This window comes from Bacillus sp. ms-22 (genome assembly GCF_009759805.1).
In the GTDB taxonomy this organism is placed as follows: domain Bacteria; phylum Bacillota; class Bacilli; order Bacillales; family Bacillaceae; genus Bacillus; species Bacillus xiamenensis.
The window spans coordinates 857,531-874,615 of the sequence record NZ_CP046653.1 but is presented as its reverse complement, the minus strand read 5'-3'; the positions used below and the strand labels follow the sequence as shown (position 1 = coordinate 874,615).

The following is a 17,085-nucleotide window of genomic DNA, read 5'->3' as shown; positions in this document are numbered from 1 at the left end:
CCAACTATTTTGTCCTTTTTTCTTTAGAAATAGGTCTTGCTGAATGAATTCACCCTTGATATAGTGAGTACTTGAACAAAAAACAGAACAGGAGTACGCATCATGACAGGAAAAACACATATCATGGGCGGAATTGCCGCCTCCACAGCCGTCGCCTACTATTATGGATTTGACCCGGTCACTATGGCAGCTGCTGGATCAGCAGGCGCCCTCATCCCAGATCTTTGTCATACGAAAAGTAAGATCGGCAGGAAGTTCCCCCTGCTCTCCACACTGATTAGCAGTGTGTTCGGCCACCGCACGTTTACACACAGTTTATTATTTCTGCTGATCATTTATTTTATTGCGACAACATACATTCCAAATGACAGCCTAAGTACCGGGTTGCTAGTTGGGATGGCGAGCCATCTCATCCTCGATGCAGGAACAGTGAACGGCATTAAATTTTTGTTCCCAGCGACCATTAAAGTACGTCTCCCCTTTTATGTCAAAACAGGCAGCCCCGGGGAACAAGTCGTACTAGCTGCTCTGACCATTGTCACCTGCTATTACATCGCCGTCATTTGCGGAATATCTATCCCATTGCAATTCTAGGAGAAGAAAAAAGAGTTTTGCAAAAAAGACAAGATATGAATTGATCATTCCTCATTTTTTTAGTAGTTTTAAGATAAGTGTTTTTGGCTTGCAGCTGAATACAGAATGGTGAGGAGCTACATAAATGAAAGCGTTCTTCAAAAATCACTGGTTTTTAGTGTACTCCATCCTCTTTATGTGGATGAAAACATACATCATTTATCAATTCGGATTTCATATACGAACGGCCAATTTGTTTCACGAATGGCTGCTTTTGATCAATCCACTCAGCTTTTTGCTCCCTTTGTTTGGGATTGCTCTTTTTTTAAATGAAACGAAACAAAAGGTTTTTTTATTGACCGCAAATTTTATTCTCACAGCGATCTTGATATCAAATACGATCTTTTACGGTTTTTATATTGATTTCATTACCATTCCCGTTTTATTTCAAGCAAAGAACATGGGAGATATGGGCAGCAGTATGACTGAATTGTTCCACCCGCTGTTTGTGCTGATGCTGATTGATTTCTTGGTACTGGCATGGCTCTTAAAGCGTAAGCCGTTATCACCAAAAGCGTCATCCAAAACGATCAAAACATATTATGTGGTGTGCTGCAGCTTTCTATTGTTCCATGTCAGCTCAGCCCTGATGGACCACCCTCGATTTCTGACAAGCTCTTATGATCGAGAAGTCATCGTACGAAACCTTGGGCTGTTTCAATTCCATCTGTATGACGGTGTGGCCCAAACGGCGCGTATTGGACAAAAAGCCTTTGCTGACGAAGATACACTTTCAACAGTAGCAAACTACACAAAGGCAGATTACAGTGCACCAAACAAGGACTACTTTGGACTTGCTAAAGGCAAAAACGTCGTGTTCATTTCACTTGAATCAACGCAGCAATTTGTCATGGACCAAAAGGTGAATGGACAATACATCACGCCATTTTTAAATCAACTTGCCAAAAAGAGCTTTTATTTTGACGAATTTTATCAGCAAACAGAGCAAGGCAAGACGTCAGACTCAGAATTTATCGTCGCAAACTCCCTCTATCCGTCCAGCAGTGGCGCTGTCTTTTTCACAGCGAGTGACAACGAATATGACACACTGTACAAGCAATTGAAAAAAGAGAACTATCAATCCGTCCAATTTCATGCGAATAATAAAACGTTTTGGAATCGTGATGTGATGTATGAATCTCTCGGAATTGACCGCTTTTATGATGTCGATTCCTATGATGTCAATGAGGGAAATTCGACTGGCTGGGGCTTAAAGGATATCGACTTTTTTGAACAATCCATTGATTATTTAAAAAAGCTGAAGACTCCTTATTACAGCACGTTCATTACGTTGACCAATCACTTTCCATTTGAAATTGATCCACAGGACCAGTTCATTGACGAATATGATTCGTCTAGCGCCATTTTAAACCGCTATGTGACGACCGTCCGCTATCAAGACGAAGCCATCAAAAGATTTTTTGACCGCATGAAAGAAGAAGGTCTGTATGAAAATACAATGTTTGTTCTCATGGGCGATCACTATGGCATTTCAGAAGCACATCATGAAGCAATGGCTGAACTGCTGAAGCAGGATGAAATCACACCGTTTGATGCTGTTAAACTACAGCGGGTGCCTTTTTTGATTTACATTCCGGGTGTGACAGATCAAGCCCCTCAGACCATATCTGAAACAGCCGGTCAAATAGACGTAAAACCGACACTCCTTCATTTACTCGGCATTGAATCAAAGGATGCCATTCAATTTGGAAATGATCTCTTTTCAAATGAACGGACGCCTTTCGCTGTGCTGAGAAATGGCAACTTTATTACGGATGACTATCTTTATACAAAGAATACTTGCTATGACCAAAAAACCAAACTTCCGATTGAACAAGATGAATTGTGTCAGCCTTATATAGAAAAAGCCAATAAAGAGCTGTCTCTATCAGATAAAGTGATTAACGGAAATTTACTGCGTTTTTATCAACATTAAAAGCTGCTGCTCGGCAGCTTTTTTTTGTTTCTTTTTGAAAGAAACCCTATGAATGGTCAGATTAGTTTGATTATAATAAAAGGTAAACATGATTTTGAATCATAAGAGGTGTGAGCATGAAGTATTTATTCTTAACCTTCGTCACGGTTTGTTTACTCCTGACTGGGTGTCAAACGGAGACGAAGTCATCGTCATCAGTTAATAGCAAAAAGACAGAGCTTGTCATTTCAGCAGCTGCAAGCTTGCAGGATGCATTAAAAGAGATTGAATCCGCATATGTAGATGATCATCCAAATGTGACATTATCGAATAATTTCGGATCATCAGGCGCACTGAAACAGCAAATCGCTCAAGGAGCAAAAGCGGACCTTTTCTTCTCAGCAGCTGAGGAGCCCTTCGATGAACTTGTTCAATCAGGAGACATCGATCAGGATCATATCAAGGCTGCCATACAAAATGAGCTTGTTCTTATCGTGCCAAAAGAAGGCTCTTCTTCTATCAAAACCTTTCGAGACATTCAGCACGTAAAAGGAAAGATTGCACTTGGAACACCTGAATCTGTTCCTGCTGGTACATACGCAAAAGAGATTTTCACAAAGTTGAATATATGGGATCAAGTGAAAAAGAACACGGTTTATGGCAAGGATGTACGTCAAGTTTTAAGCTATGTCGAAACAGGAAATGTGGAGGCTGGTGTCGTGTATAAGACGGACGCCCTCGTTTCTAAAAAAGTGAAAATTGTAGATGAGGCAAATCAGGACATGCATTCCCCCATCATTTATCCTGTTGGTATCGTAAAAGAGACAGAACATCTAGAGGAAGCGAAAGCATTTTTCCAATATCTCCAATCAGATACAGCCGCATCCATTTTTAAAAAGTACGGCTTTCAAGTGAAATAATGCCGATGCTGACCGAAGATTTTCTTTCTCCTATATGGCTGTCTGTTCAAGTGGCTATTGTCAGCGGGCTATTTGCAGTAGTTTTTGGAACTACCATTGGCTTTTGGATGGCACGAACATCTTTCAAGGGAAAAATGTTCGTGGAAACGTTCCTCATGATGCCCCTTGTCCTCCCGCCAACGGTCGTGGGATTTCTGCTGCTCGTCGTGTTTGGGAAACATAGCGTAATTGGACATGCGATTGAATGGATTTTCCATCAGCCTGTCATCTTCACATGGTGGGCAGCGGTCATTGCCTCGACGGTTGTCGCATTTCCGCTCATGTATCAATCGGCGAAAGCTGGGTTTTCTACGATTGAGTCGGACATTGAAGGTGCTGCAAAAGTAGATGGCGCTCATTCATTCCAAGTCTTTGCCTATATCACCGTTCCACTCGCACTGCCTTCTCTGCTCTCTGGTGCAGTCCTAAGCTTTGCTAGAGCTCTTGGAGAATTCGGGGCAACCTTAATGTTTGCCGGCAACATCCCTGGGAAAACGCAAACACTCCCAACAGCCATCTATGTGGCGATTGATTCTGGACGAATGGAACTTGCATGGACCTGGACGATTTGTATTGTGATCCTGTCATTTATCATGCTGCTGGCCGTGCCTAGAAGCCGTGCGTAAAAAAATCCCTCTATGTGAAAATAGGGGGATTTATACGACATATTTACTTTGCCGTTTTGCCACAGTATAAGTCAGGAATGATAACAAGATGAGAAGCAATGATAGACAGATCAAAATTGCGGTTATACTAATGGGAATAGGCACAAATAATTGGTAGTTTCCTTTAAACGAAAACAGATGCAAAGCCAGATTGGCGATCATATTTTTCAAATCAAAGACACCTAAGTTAGGGATCAATAAAAAATAGACCATATAGATGACCACAGATAAAATAAAGCTTCGGCTTAAGCTACCTAAGTAAAAAACAATTGTACTAAATAACCAACTGATACAAACAACAAACATCAATTGAAGCAATATAGAATGTTCGGTTTTATCTTGATATGTAAACAGTTGAACAGATATATCTTGTGATATGGCAGAGTAAAATAGATGACTAGCCATATACGAAATGAGACAGATCATAGGAATAAACAATAGAATGATTACATACAGTGACAGTTGCTTTGAAAATAAAACATCATTCCACTGATATCGAACCGCTTTTATCTTCATCGTTTTATGCTTGATATCATATGTTGATAAATAAATGGCATATAAACCAAATGCAAGTGGGTAGAAGATAAACCCCATCCATTCTAAATTCGTTGAGATGGCTTGTGTTGGTTCCATCAAATGAAGTGATTGAATAAACTGTTCATAATCATACTTCAAGACATTTTCTACGACTTCCCCTTCAGCACCAGCTAGTTCTCCTTCCTCTATTTTAACTGGCATCGTTAAAGCCTTTTTGATATCAATGCCTAACTCTTTATATTCAGTTTCTGTTTTCACATATTGGGCATAATTTGACTTTGTTGTTTCAAATTGAGCATACACATTCCATAACGAAATCAACATTAATGGAATAAACAAGATGAGAAATGTTTTAGCATAATATTGATATAAAAACTCTTTTTTCATTAACTTAAAGAAATGCTTGATACATATCACCCAAATCCTCTCCTTTTTCCTGAAAGTCATGGATTTGAATCATTGATTTGTCCTTTAAAATAAACAATTCATCGACAATAGACGAATAAAATTCAAATTGATGACCTGTAGCAATAATGGTCATGTCTTCAGACCACTTCTTAATCATCGCTTTTAGCTCCATCATTGTTCCATAGTCTAAACCATTTGATATTTCATCTAAGAACAAATAAGTTGGTTTGGTTAATGCAATGAATATGAAACTTAACTTCTTTTTTTGACCATAAGAGTAATGTTTGACCTTCTTCTTTAGAATCTCATGTGGTAGATATTCACGTGCCAGCGCCTCACACTTTTTTTGGTCGATGGGGGCATTTAATAATAAACGTATATTTTGATACCCGTTTAGATTCATATAAAGAGGCGTATCATCATACATCACTTGGATTTCATGTCTTACTTGATCAATTGGCTGATCGTTATACAAAATCTCCCCGTCATATTGTTCTAACTGGAGTAGACATTTCATAAAAGTCGTTTTTCCAGATCCATTCTTCCCCATGATGAAATTTATCTTTTGATGTTTCATTTGAATATGTAAATCTTCAAAAATAGGCTGCTGTCGATATGCTTTAGTCAGTCCCTTTACATGAATCATTTCTAAAACCTCTCTTGGTATTTTTTGAGATGATCTATCATATTTAAACAACGCTACTATGATTTGTAAATAGTTCATAAGTAGCGCCTTTTCTATTAAACGATAAAGTTAATCCCAACCATGTTTGCCTTTTCCATTGACCCACACTCGATCTGTATAAGAGTTGCTTACAAAAGTAACATCTCCCCACGGGGTAGGTGCTCCAAATTTCAGCGTTGTTTTATGTGCCCATTTATGAATGGTAGATCCCTTATAGTATCTTTTCGAACCATTCTTTTCTACTTTGTTAGGAAAGACATAGCCCGCATCTTGAGAACCAGAACTCGACTTGATTTTCCCCGAAGAATATCGCCAATCAACATATGATTTAGACCAAGCTAGAAAACTTCCTCTAGAGGTAGTGAGCCTTTTTGCATACACTTTCGAAGCATTTGTAGACATCTCTTCTTTATTCGTTTCCTTTATTGCTTGTACATACATTGTGCTACTAGAATAATCTTCTTGAATCTCTTTTTGCTCCTTGCTTACATCAACATTGATTGCTTCTGCAAATGTCGTAGGCAGGAGCGTAATACCTACTGTTAACGACAAGCTAAGAATGACTTTTTTCATCATATTCCCTCCCTTTATTTACAATCAACAAATTACCATATAATTAACTATTATTCCATAAATTACTTTTTATTTAAAGTGGATTTAAGAATAAAAAAACACCTTCTCGATGGTCCCAGAAGTGTATCACTCCCACGCCTATCGAAAGGTGTTCTTAAGGTTATTCTATTTCAATATTATTCAAACCCAACCGTCATCGTCTCTGGATTAGACCCGACGCGTTCGTTATTATTTAATGCATTGATTTTTTCCATATCTTCCTGAGAAAGCTCGAAGTCAAAGATGTCGGCATTTTGTTTAATGCGTTCTTCATTGATTGATTTAGGAATGGTGACGACACCGCTTTGTAGATCCCATCGTAAGATCACTTGAGCAACAGATTTGTTGTAGCGAGCGGCAATTTCCTTCAATACGTCATGATCTAACAGCTTCCCTTGCATTAGTGGAGACCATGCTTCAATTTGAATGCCTTTTTCTTTTGCATATTGTCGTAATTCTACAAGTGTCAGTTTTGGATGAAACTCAACTTGGTTCACCGCTGGAACAACCTCCGCATCTTTTAACAGCTCTTCTAAATGCTGTACGTAGAAGTTGCTGACACCAATCGCTCTTACTTTTCCATCTTTATAAAGCTTCTCGAGCGCACGCCATGTTTCTTTAAACGTCTCTGCCTTTGGACCAGGCCAATGAATCAAATAGAGGTCTAAGTAATCAAGACCAAGCCGGTTTAAGCTTGCATCGAATGCAGCTAGTGCCTTGTCATAGCCTTGATCGGTGTTCCATACTTTTGACGTAATAAATAATTCTTCTCTTTTCACGCCAGATTCTTTAATGGCTTTTCCTACACCTGTCTCATTTTTATAAACGGCAGCCGTATCAATGCTGCGATAACCGTTTCGTATGGCTGCTTTTACGGCATCAACCACTTGGTTGCCGTCCTCCACTTTGAATACACCTAAACCAAACCATGGCATTTCTACTCCGTTATTTAGTGTTACGGTATCATTCAAGCTTTTGACCATGTTAACAACCACCTTTTCATAGATTCCATCTTTTTCATTATCTCATGTTGCGTTTGAAAACTCTATTATCAGGCGTTTCTCTTCGCTTCAATCGCTAACAGCAAAGCACCTGTCATACCTGCCTTGTCCTCAAGTCCAGGAGAGACAATGTATGTATCAAGCGGCGGCATATCGACATAATCATTGACATACGCAGCCAGCTTCTCTCGAATGAGCGGAAATAACTGCTTTTGCTTCATGACGCCTCCACCCATAATGATGCGCTCTGGGCTTAAAATGAGCGTGTATTGCATCAATGCCTGCGCCAAATAATCTGCTTCAAGTGACCAAACCGCTTCTTCCTGAGTAAGCTCTTTAGCCGGCTTTCCCCATCTTGCCTCAATAGCTGGACCAGCTGCCAGTCCTTCTAAGCAAGTACCATGCGCCGGGCAGACACCTGCAAACTGGTCTGATTCATGCTGCCTGACAAGGATATGGCCCATTTCTGGATGCGAATGACCATGAAGAAGCTCATTTTTCACAACAGCCCCAGCACCAATACCGGTGCCGACTGTGATGTACATACAGCTGCTCAGCCCTTTGGCTGCCCCTTTTGTCAGTTCACCTAATGCTGCGGCATTGACATCTGTCGTAAAGGACATCGGTACGCCTAATTGTTTCTCCAGCTCAGGTATGAACGGGTAATGCTTCCATTCAACTTTCGGCGTATTCATGATGTACCCGTAAGAAGGATCGTCTTTCTGGACACCAATCGGTCCAAAGGAACCGACACCTAATGCTGCAATTTCATATTGTTGAAAAAACGGAATAAGGGTTTGGACGGTTTTTTCCGGGTGCTCTGTTGGAATCGTCCATTCCTCTATGATGTCCCCATGCTCATTGCCAATGGCACAGCAAAACTTTGTCCCCCCAGCCTCAATAGCTCCGTAATACGTCATCCTGCATCTCCCCCTGCTTGTCTCTTTTTTTCATCATAAAACAAAGGGGAGAAGATGACAACATCATGTATTGGTCAATAGGACTGCTTCCATGTCATTGATATACTCTCTTAAATGATGGGCAATATCACGATTGATTTCGCCATCTTCATATAAAGTTTGAATTTCATTACGAATGGTCTGTACCGCTTGGAAGTTGAGCTCTTTTTTCTTACGGTCAAAGGCGCGATCCTTTTGCTGAAAGAAAGAAGGCCCATGTTCACAGCGGAAAATCACTTGATTGTAAAAACCAATGACTTGGTGACACGTTTGGCGATTGTCTTCGGTCATGTGTTGCTTGATGGAATCTACAGCAGCTTCTGCGGTTTGCTTACGGATTTGTTTATACGATTCCTCGTTTTCTAAAATGCCGCTTGAAATATGCTGTTGGGGCCGCCATAATTGGAGCCATTGAAGCAAGCGTAAAAACTTCACTTTTGAGAAACGAATTTTAAAGGAGTTGGAATACAGCATTTCCAGCTCATGAAATCTCTCTTGAAGCTCATAGGCTTCTTCTTTGTCAATTTTCTCTTCCTCAATGAGCTGCTGAAGCTTCATTTGCTCGGCTTTAATGCCGTGCAGCCTGATTTTTCGCTCTTGTTTTCTCATTCCGAACTGATACGGTTCCCTCTGTATATTTCTTAGCTTCATTCGGAAATCATTGATGAGTGCAAGTGACACCTCTCGATTGTCCTCATTCATGCCTTCTTTTAAGGTTTTAATGGCACTTCTCAGCAGCTTCCGTTTCACGTGCTGAATCTTTGTATCTAAGTCTACATCGACTTGCTTATCTTTTTTCTCAGATAAAATAGGCAGGAGCACACTAGCTAAAATGAGTGTACATAAAATCACGCCTGCTGCGAGGAAAATAATCAAATGCCGCTCAGGAAAGGGTGAACCGTCTGCAAGCGTAAACGGGATGGAGAAAGCACCCGCTAATGTGACAGCACCACGAACACCAGAGAATGTCATCAGCATGGAAGCACGCAGCTTCGGCTTTTTCACATTCTTCTTTTTCGCTACACTCCAGTTACCTGCCCAGAACAGCCATACCCATAAAAATCTTAGAACCATCAAACAGAGTGTAATGATTAAAATGTAGCTGATGACCTGCATATTATTAAAAGCTTCATCCTGGAAAATGACGGTGGACACATCAGGAATCTGTAATCCGAGTAAAACGAAAACAAGGCCGTTTAAAATAAATAAAATAATATTCCATGTGTTGGAAGAAGCAATTTGCAGTTTTGCTAAATTCGCTTCCATTCGATCTTGCTCAATGGCATGTGTCACACCACCCGCCACTACCGCTAAAATGCCGGATACCCCCATTTCTTCTGCGGCTAAATAAATCACAAATGGCGTCAGGATTTGCAGGATGATGTGCATAGTGACATCGTCCATACCTAAACGGCGGAGGAAATAGCGGAAACGAATGATAAAAAAGGATAGAATAAATCCAGTCAATAAACCGCCAGCAGCAATAAGAACAAAGCTAAAGGATGCCTCAGCAATTGAAAATGCTCCAGTAACCGTTGCAGCAATGGCAAATTTAAAGGCAACAAGTCCTGATGCATCGTTCATCAGTCCTTCGCCTTCCAGCAACCTCATAATCCCTTTTGGCATATTCACACGGCTGGATAAGGCACTCACTGCGACCACATCTGTTGGTGAAAGGATCGCCGCAAGCGCAAATGCAGCTGGAAGCGGAATACTTGGTATCATCCAATGAATGGTATACCCTGCTACAACCACTGTTGCAAACACTAAACCAAGTGCTAAGAGAAGAATAGGAGCTCTTAATTTCCAAAGCTCATCTCTTGGGGTACGCTTCCCATCATTAAATAACAGCGGCGCAATGAATAAAACGAAAAACAGCTCAGGATTTAAAGAAATATGTAAACCTGAAGGAAAAGCTGCGACCAATATCCCTAAGCCCACTTGGATTAACGGAACTGGAATAAAGGGCAGAAAACGATTGATAATATTAGATGATGCAATGAGTGCTAATAGTACAAGCACCGCCAGAAAAATCTCCACTAGTACATGTCCCTCCTGTTTCATTTTTTCCGTCATGTTTTGCTTACATGCAAAGATGTGTTCATTTCTTTTCGATCCATTCGTCCGATCACAGATTGCTTTTTTAGTATCCCGCAAAAAGTGAAACCAACACATGACAATCCATCTAGGCAAAAAAAGACTGAATGCAGATATTCAGCCAAATGACAAAATTTTTCATTACATGTAATGTTCCAATGATGAATAAAGAATCTGCTTTTATTTTACACGAAAACAGTGTAATCTGCTGACATCCAGCTCGAATAAAACAAAAAAAGAGCGAAATCGCCGCTCTCTTTTTACCCTTTATTTAAAAAATAAGACCTAGCGGGAAGCCGCCATTTGAATAAGTATGAACAAACCCGGCATGTAACGAGGATGAGAAACAGCAGATACAGGCTGATCTCCCCTTGGGCTAAACCAAGTCCTACAAATAAGCCGCCAAGCGCCGCCCATACGGCATAAATCTCTGCTTTTAGAACGAGCGGTTTACGACCTGCCAGAAGATCACGCACAATCCCGCCGCCGCTACCAGTCAAAATGGCTGCCACAATGACCGCACTAAGCGGGAGCTCTCTTTGTACAGCAAATAAAGCACCCTGTATCGCAAAGGCAGCTAAACCGATCGCATCCGAGAAATTCCCCCAAGTACTCCAATGCTTAAGCAAGAGCTTTGGAAATAAAAACACAATCGTAATCGACACAAGGGCAATGGTAAACATCTTGCCCTGTGACCATAAAGCCGAGACTGGTAGGCCGATTAATAAATTACGAATCGCTCCCCCGCCAAATGCTGTCACAATCCCTAAAATGTACACACCAAGAATATCGTATTCTTCCTCCATTGCCACAATCGCACCGCTAATGGCGAATGCCACAATGCCAATCATACTTAAGACTTCCCATGCCATTTTCCGCTTATCTCCTTACCTTTGTCTGATCATCTAACACTCTCCCCTTAATGTATATCTGACAAAGGTGAAAAGCAATACAAATTTTCTTTAAATTTTATCTTTTTGCGAAAATAAAAAATCACCTGCTCGAAAGCAGGTGATTCCAGATTGTTGACAAAGGGCTAAAATGTTGTTGATTTTAGCCCTTTGTCTTCTTTTCAGCGTGACATGAAAACCTTTGCAGTCTAGGAAGGACGAGTACTGGCGCGGAGCGAATTTGACATTCGTGAGCACCAGCACGCAGGACTGACACCGAATGCGAGGGTTTGTCTACACGCTGAAATCACCTGCTCGAAAGCAGGTGATTCCACTCAATCTTCTTTTGCATTTAAAAGTAGCATACTGATGATGATGAGAATAAATGCAATAAGTGCTAATAAAGGAATCGTGATAAAGCCAAACCAATTGAGATAATCAAAGGAACAAGGAATCCCGCTCAAACAAGGGCGGATGGATGCAAAGCCAGGTATCTTTTGTTCCATATAATGATAGATGGAAAAACAAGCACCAATGACCGCCAATGGAAGGACGTAATATTTCACTTTGACATCGCCCCTGAAAGTCGCAATGCCAAGTAAAAGGACGAGCGGATACATAAAAATGCGCTGAAACCAGCACAAATCACATGGGATAAACTTTTTCACTTCACTTAAATACAGGCTGCTCATCGTCGCTACAATAGAGACGATCCAAGCGCTGTATAAGTAAATCAGCTTATTCTTCATGACTTTTTCCCTTTAAGCTCTTGATCTATTAATTCCTTGATTTCATCATAGTCATAAAAGTTTTGAACTTGTTTATTGTTAATGTAAATGGTTGGTGTTGCATTTACTTTGTATTGATTCACCAGCTCATTGTCTGTGCTCAGCTGAGGTTGATACGTTTTCTTCGATAAATTGTCTTTCAGCTTGTCCGTATCAATTTTGGTTGTCTTTTTCGCCAATTGAATGAGTTTTGCGGGTGTTACCCATTCCGCTTCACTATCTGGTTGTGCTTTGTAGACAGCCTCATGAAATGCCCAGAAATTTTTCGGGTCTTCATTCCACACTTCTTCAGAAGCAAGTGCTGCTAACACTGCACCGTCTCCATGAACAGGGAGTGGTAAGTTAATAAATGAGAAGGTTACATCGCCTTTATCTATGTAGTCTGCTTTCAGTTTTGGGAAAATGTCTGTTTCAAATAATTTACATGATGGACATTTGTAGTCCCCAAACTCGACAATTTGCACTTTTGCCTTTTTATCTCCCATGACAGGCTGTCCTTTAATAGACGGCTTACTGTCGACTGTTTGTGCTTCTTGGCTGTTGTTGTTGCCGCCAATAACAACGAAAATACCGATGAGAAGAGCTGCAATGATGGTTAGAATAACAGCAAACTTGATGGATGAAGATTGATTATTTTTTTTACTCACAAAAGCACCTACCTTATCTTTTTCATTCATTCCTTCACAAAAGAAAAAGGATAATAGCCCAGGAAAATGCCATTATCCAACTTCTTCTATTTTAACAAGAGGGGGTTCATTATGAAAGACGCTATTCATGAATTTTTCCTAACAATTTTATTTCATGACCCTCATCGCATTTAAAACAGCCAGTACGGTGACACCGACATCTGAAAAGACTGCTTCCCACATGGTGGCAATACCGAATGCACCAAGTAAGAGGAAAACGGCTTTCACCCCAAGAGCAAACGCAATATTCTGCCATACGATGGCTCTCGTTCTTTTAGCGACAGTAATGGCTTCCGCTACCTTTGATGGCTGATCCGTCATAATTACAATATCAGCCGCTTCTACAGCTGCATCTGAACCAAGTCCCCCCATCGCAATGCCGATATCCGCTCTTGCTAATACTGGCGTATCATTAATGCCGTCCCCAACAAATAATAATTTTTCTTGAGGTGCTTTTTTCTGATACATTTCCTCTATTTTCGTCACTTTATCCTGCGGCAATAATTCAGTGTGAACTTCGTCAATACCGATTTGCTGCGCTACGGCAGTCCCTACTTGCTTGGCATCCCCTGTAAGCATCACAGTTTGAATGCCAGAAGCTTTTAAAGCAGATACGGCTTCCTTTGCATCATCTTTTAATTCATCAGCAATCAAGATAGATCCCGCAAACTCACCGTCTATTGCCAAATACACAACCGTTCCGCTTCGTTTTTCTTTTTCAAAAGCAATGCCTTCTCGTTCCATGAGGCGATGGTTTCCCGCTAAAACATTTGCACCGCGTATTGTCGCTTTAATTCCATGTCCCGCAATATCTTCATAGGCTTCGATTTGGCTCTCATCGAGCGCTGATCCGTAAGCGGCTTTAATCGATTCTGCAATCGGGTGCGAGGAATGCGCTTCTGCTAAAGCCGCAAAAGAAAGCAATTCCTCTTCTGACCATTTCTCATGAGCGGCTGTGATATGAGTGACTGTAAAGTTCCCTTTTGTGAGCGTGCCTGTTTTATCAAACACAGCATAGCGCACAGAGTTCAGGGCTTCTAAATAGTTACTGCCTTTCACGAGAATGCCTCGTTTAGATGCTGCACCAATTCCTCCAAAGAAACCTAATGGAATGGAGACAACGAGTGCACAAGGACAAGAAATGACGAGAAAGACAAGCGCCCGGTACACCCATTCAGACAATTGAGCTGATGGAATGAAAAGCGGCGGCATAAAGGCAAGCAATAAGGCAAGCACGACAACAGCAGGTGTATAATATTTTGCAAACTTTGTGATAAAGTTTTCTGTTTGTGCTTTTCGGCTGCTTGCATTCTCGACCAAATCCAAGATCTTCGTAACAGCCGATTCGCTTAGCTCTTTTTGCACTTCAATTTCAAGAATGCCGTTTTGATTCACAAATCCAGCCAGCACTTCTTTTCCCGCTTCCACATCTCTTGGAACAGACTCCCCAGTTAGTGCAGAGGTATCGACAAGAGAATAGCCATCTATCACACGTCCATCCAAAGGAATTTTTTCACCTGGTTTCACGACAATGCGGTCACCAGCTTTCACTTCTTCCGGCTTTACTTTTTTCGTTTCGTGTCCTACTTTGAGATTCGCGTATTCAGGACGGATATTCATTAATTCACTAATCGACCGTCTTGAACGATTGACTGCCGCTCCTTGAAAAAGCTCTCCAATTTGGTAAAACAGCATGACTGCCAGTGCCTCAGGATACTGCTGAATCACAAAAGCACCAGCTGTCGCTATGGTCATTAAGAAGTTCTCATCAAATACTTGGCCGCGCACTATATTTTTCAGTGCTTTCAAGACAACATCTCCGCCAACGAGTAAATATGCGGCGAAAAACATGATGAACTTCAGTAAGCCATTGTCAAGTATAAAATAAGCTGCTGTTCCAATGACTGCACCGCCGATTAATTTCAGTACAATCGTTTTCAAATTTTTTGTCCCATGATCGTGATCGTGGTGATGTCCTTCTTCTTTTGGTGATACACTCACATGAGGTTCAATGGACTGAACGGTTTTTTCAATACGCTTTGACATCGTTTCTTGTGCATCAGCATGTGTCACAGTTAATGTACCGGTCGCAAAATTAATGGAGCAGGCTTCAACTCCAGCAATTTTGCTGACGCCTGTTTCAATTTTACGTGCACAGTTTCCGCAATCAAGACCGCTTAATACGTATTCATCCTTCATCTTTTTCATGTTCTCACCTTTTTCTATATAAGTAGCGTTCCCTGATTCAATCAAACCTATCAGCTGCTGTAAATATTATATATGAGCACATATTCATATATTGAATTACCCTTATTATATGAGGAGTTCTTATAAACTGTCAATCGTTTATGAGCAAATGAAGTGTTTTTTTGTGTCCAATGATGTCACTGAGATTTTCAATAAACCATGCTCATGTCCCCTGCTCCTTGCATAACATACAAACGATCGTTTGATGAGGAATTCCAGCATTTCTCTTTACAAAAGAAGAACATACGCTTAGAATAAAATAAAAGTTTCCCTAAGGAAACAAATTAGCATTAGAGAATCATTTCATCCTTTAGTCAAAATTATTAAATGAACGCATATATCTTTAGGAAACGCAATTGATGATTGAAAGGGGTCTCAAGAGATGTCAAACGCTTTAACAATCGACCGTCTATATGTCTCATACCACGGACAGGATGCATTAGAAAACGTCTCTCTTTCCATACAAGAAGGAACGATGACAGGCATCATTGGTCCAAATGGTGCCGGTAAATCAACTTTATTGAAAGCTTGCTTGGATTTAATTGAAAAGGATCAAGGGGATATTCACTTTTTTGAACAGCCCTTTAAACAAGTGAGAAAACAGATCGCCTATGTACCGCAGAGAAATGATTTAGACTGGACGTTTCCAATCCATGTGCTAGATACCGTTCTGCTTGGGACATACCCAAAGCTCGGATTGGTCAAAAGACCGAAAAAAGAAGACCGTGCCTATGCGTACCATTGCTTAGAAAAGGTCGGAATGCAGGACTTTGCCAAAAGACAAATTGGGGAATTATCCGGCGGTCAGCAGCAGCGCGTCTTCCTTGCACGAGCGCTTGCTCAAAACGCACAGCTCTTTTGTTTAGATGAACCTTTTGTCGGAATTGATATGACCAGTGAAGAAACGATGATTCGCATTTTGAAGGAGCTGCGAGATGAAGGGAAAACCATTCTGGTCGTCCACCATGATTTAAGTAAGGCGGATGATTACTTCAGCCACCTCGTTCTATTAAATAAAAAACTGATCAAAGCAGGACCTGTACACGATATCCTTCGTCCAGAGGTCATGCTGGAAGCCTATGAAACGCAGTTGCCATTTTTAAAATCAGCAGGAGGAGACGTGTAATGGAATTCTTAACCGGACTCTTTGAGTATGCGTTTTTACAAAAAGCGTTATTTACATCCGTCATGGTGGGGATCATTTGCGGCGTCATTGGCTGCTTTATCATTTTACGAGGTATGGCACTGATGGGAGATGCGATTTCACACGCCGTTCTGCCAGGTGTCGCCATCTCTTATATGCTGGGGATCAATTTTTTCTTCGGAGCCGTCTTAACCGGCGTATTAACAGCTATCGGCATCGGATATGTCAGTCAAAACAGCCGCATTAAAAATGATTCTGCCATCGGCATCGTATTCACCGCTTTTTTTTCCATCGGGATCATTTTGATCACATTTTTGAAAAGTTCAAGCGATTTATATCATATCTTGTTTGGAAACGTACTAGCCGTTCGCTCATCTGATATGTGGATTACGCTTGGAATCGGCATTTTTATTTTGCTGGCCGTCATTGTTTTCTACAAAGAACTGCTCATTAGTTCATTTGATCCAGTGATCTCTTCTGTTTACGGTTTACCGAATCGAATGATTCATTATTTTCTCATGACCTTATTGACCCTTGTAACCGTCGCATCCCTGCAAACCGTAGGTATTATACTTGTTGTTGCGATGCTGATTACGCCGGCAGCCACCGCCTATCTACTGACAGACCGGCTATGGATCATGATTTATTTATCTGCCTTTTTCGGAGCAGTTTCAGCAGTCGCAGGACTTGGGCTTAGCTTTACGTATAACTTGTCGTCTGGTGCTTCAATCGTGCTAGTTGCGACCATTTTATTCGGCAGTGCATTTATCTTTTCACCGAAGCAAGGGATTTTGTGGAGATCATTAAAATCGAAACGAAAACGAACGCAATTAAAAAAGGAAGCGTCTATGTAAAAGGA

16 protein-coding genes are annotated in these 17,085 nt (G+C 40.9%); 6 read left to right on the top strand and 10 right to left on the bottom strand.

Annotated elements, in window-relative coordinates:
- The first annotated feature begins 102 nt into the window (after window positions 1–102).
- The 4 genes from GPA07_RS04480 to modB all read left to right on the top strand — a co-directional run bounded on the left by GPA07_RS04480 (window position 103) and on the right by modB (window position 4,133).
- Complete coding sequence (locus GPA07_RS04480; protein ID WP_008361622.1) at window positions 103–594, top strand: metal-dependent hydrolase; 492 nt, start codon at window positions 103–105, stop codon at window positions 592–594.
- A gap of 124 nt (window positions 595–718) precedes the next feature.
- On the top strand, window positions 719–2,569 hold the full coding sequence (locus tag GPA07_RS04475) for an LTA synthase family protein (protein WP_008361620.1): 1,851 nt from the start codon (window positions 719–721) through the stop codon (window positions 2,567–2,569).
- Window positions 2,570–2,685: 116 nt separating this feature from the next.
- A complete protein-coding gene (gene modA / locus GPA07_RS04470) occupies window positions 2,686–3,468 on the top strand; it encodes a molybdate ABC transporter substrate-binding protein (protein WP_157292092.1) in 783 nt (260 codons plus the stop codon).
- Window positions 3,468–4,133 (top strand): molybdate ABC transporter permease subunit, encoded by a 666-nt coding sequence (modB, locus tag GPA07_RS04465; RefSeq protein ID WP_008361615.1) that lies wholly within the window; start codon window positions 3,468–3,470, stop codon window positions 4,131–4,133. Before modA ends, modB begins: the two co-directional genes overlap by 1 nt.
- Window positions 4,134–4,163: 30 nt before the next feature.
- On the opposite strand, the gene GPA07_RS04460 is transcribed toward modB, so the two are convergent.
- From GPA07_RS04460 to GPA07_RS04415, 10 genes are all read right to left on the bottom strand, one after another.
- Window positions 4,164–5,126 (bottom strand): ABC transporter permease, encoded by a 963-nt coding sequence (locus GPA07_RS04460; protein ID WP_157292091.1) that lies wholly within the window; start codon window positions 5,124–5,126, stop codon window positions 4,164–4,166.
- Window positions 5,101–5,763, bottom strand: a complete 663-nt coding sequence (locus GPA07_RS04455; protein ID WP_008361611.1) for an ATP-binding cassette domain-containing protein — start codon at window positions 5,761–5,763, stop codon at window positions 5,101–5,103. Before GPA07_RS04455 ends, GPA07_RS04460 begins: the two co-directional genes overlap by 26 nt.
- Before the next feature lie 108 nt (window positions 5,764–5,871).
- Window positions 5,872–6,375 (bottom strand): hypothetical protein, encoded by a 504-nt coding sequence (locus GPA07_RS04450; RefSeq protein ID WP_157292090.1) that lies wholly within the window; start codon window positions 6,373–6,375, stop codon window positions 5,872–5,874.
- Window positions 6,376–6,551: 176 nt separating this feature from the next.
- On the bottom strand, window positions 6,552–7,397 hold the full coding sequence (locus GPA07_RS04445) for an aldo/keto reductase (RefSeq protein WP_008361606.1): 846 nt from the start codon (window positions 7,395–7,397) through the stop codon (window positions 6,552–6,554).
- Window positions 7,398–7,465: 68 nt separating this feature from the next.
- On the bottom strand, window positions 7,466–8,335 hold the full coding sequence (locus GPA07_RS04440) for an ROK family protein (protein ID WP_157292089.1): 870 nt from the start codon (window positions 8,333–8,335) through the stop codon (window positions 7,466–7,468).
- A gap of 63 nt (window positions 8,336–8,398) precedes the next feature.
- Window positions 8,399–10,414, bottom strand: coding sequence for a Na+/H+ antiporter (locus GPA07_RS04435; RefSeq protein WP_008361603.1), 2,016 nt, complete (start codon window positions 10,412–10,414; stop codon window positions 8,399–8,401).
- Window positions 10,415–10,731: 317 nt separating this feature from the next.
- The gene (locus GPA07_RS04430) at window positions 10,732–11,343 is read right to left on the bottom strand and encodes a trimeric intracellular cation channel family protein (RefSeq protein WP_008361601.1); all 612 of its coding nucleotides are present in this window, start codon (window positions 11,341–11,343) and stop codon (window positions 10,732–10,734) included.
- Between the two features lie 353 nt (window positions 11,344–11,696).
- Window positions 11,697–12,110 (bottom strand): disulfide oxidoreductase, encoded by a 414-nt coding sequence (locus GPA07_RS04425; RefSeq protein WP_071168617.1) that lies wholly within the window; start codon window positions 12,108–12,110, stop codon window positions 11,697–11,699.
- Window positions 12,107–12,826, bottom strand: a complete 720-nt coding sequence (locus GPA07_RS04420) for a DsbA family protein (protein WP_157292088.1) — start codon at window positions 12,824–12,826, stop codon at window positions 12,107–12,109. The genes GPA07_RS04425 and GPA07_RS04420 overlap by 4 nt, the downstream gene beginning before the upstream one ends.
- A gap of 117 nt (window positions 12,827–12,943) precedes the next feature.
- Window positions 12,944–15,043, bottom strand: a complete 2,100-nt coding sequence (locus tag GPA07_RS04415; protein WP_157292087.1) for a heavy metal translocating P-type ATPase — start codon at window positions 15,041–15,043, stop codon at window positions 12,944–12,946.
- Window positions 15,044–15,464: 421 nt separating this feature from the next.
- Here GPA07_RS04415 and GPA07_RS04410 point away from each other — a divergent pair, with 421 nt between their 5' ends.
- Both GPA07_RS04410 and GPA07_RS04405 read left to right on the top strand, forming a co-directional pair.
- The gene (locus tag GPA07_RS04410) at window positions 15,465–16,208 is read left to right on the top strand and encodes a metal ABC transporter ATP-binding protein (protein WP_071168614.1); all 744 of its coding nucleotides are present in this window, start codon (window positions 15,465–15,467) and stop codon (window positions 16,206–16,208) included.
- Window positions 16,208–17,080 carry a metal ABC transporter permease gene (locus tag GPA07_RS04405; RefSeq protein ID WP_008358349.1) on the top strand — a complete coding sequence of 291 codons (873 nt, stop codon included), beginning with the start codon at window positions 16,208–16,210 and terminating at the stop codon, window positions 17,078–17,080. The genes GPA07_RS04410 and GPA07_RS04405 overlap by 1 nt, the downstream gene beginning before the upstream one ends.
- The last annotated feature ends 5 nt before the right edge of the window (window positions 17,081–17,085 follow it).

What these genes read in the sequence shown, in the direction of transcription:
- GPA07_RS04480 (WP_008361622.1), top strand. Translation starts at nt 103, where the DNA reads ATGACAGGAAAAACACATATCATGGGCGGAATTGCCGCCTCCACAGCC.
- GPA07_RS04475 (WP_008361620.1), top strand. Translation starts at nt 719, where the DNA reads ATGAAAGCGTTCTTCAAAAATCACTGGTTTTTAGTGTACTCCATCCTC.
- modA (WP_157292092.1), top strand. Translation starts at nt 2,686, where the DNA reads ATGAAGTATTTATTCTTAACCTTCGTCACGGTTTGTTTACTCCTGACT.
- modB (WP_008361615.1), top strand. Translation starts at nt 3,468, where the DNA reads ATGCCGATGCTGACCGAAGATTTTCTTTCTCCTATATGGCTGTCTGTT.
- GPA07_RS04455 (WP_008361611.1), bottom strand. Translation starts at nt 5,763, where the DNA reads ATGATTCATGTAAAGGGACTGACTAAAGCATATCGACAGCAGCCTATT.
- GPA07_RS04450 (WP_157292090.1), bottom strand. Translation starts at nt 6,375, where the DNA reads ATGAAAAAAGTCATTCTTAGCTTGTCGTTAACAGTAGGTATTACGCTC.
- GPA07_RS04445 (WP_008361606.1), bottom strand. Translation starts at nt 7,397, where the DNA reads ATGGTCAAAAGCTTGAATGATACCGTAACACTAAATAACGGAGTAGAA.
- GPA07_RS04440 (WP_157292089.1), bottom strand. Translation starts at nt 8,335, where the DNA reads ATGACGTATTACGGAGCTATTGAGGCTGGGGGGACAAAGTTTTGCTGT.
- GPA07_RS04430 (WP_008361601.1), bottom strand. Translation starts at nt 11,343, where the DNA reads ATGGCATGGGAAGTCTTAAGTATGATTGGCATTGTGGCATTCGCCATT.
- GPA07_RS04425 (WP_071168617.1), bottom strand. Translation starts at nt 12,110, where the DNA reads ATGAAGAATAAGCTGATTTACTTATACAGCGCTTGGATCGTCTCTATT.
- GPA07_RS04420 (WP_157292088.1), bottom strand. Translation starts at nt 12,826, where the DNA reads ATGAATGAAAAAGATAAGGTAGGTGCTTTTGTGAGTAAAAAAAATAAT.
- GPA07_RS04415 (WP_157292087.1), bottom strand. Translation starts at nt 15,043, where the DNA reads ATGAAAAAGATGAAGGATGAATACGTATTAAGCGGTCTTGATTGCGGA.
- GPA07_RS04410 (WP_071168614.1), top strand. Translation starts at nt 15,465, where the DNA reads ATGTCAAACGCTTTAACAATCGACCGTCTATATGTCTCATACCACGGA.
- GPA07_RS04405 (WP_008358349.1), top strand. Translation starts at nt 16,208, where the DNA reads ATGGAATTCTTAACCGGACTCTTTGAGTATGCGTTTTTACAAAAAGCG.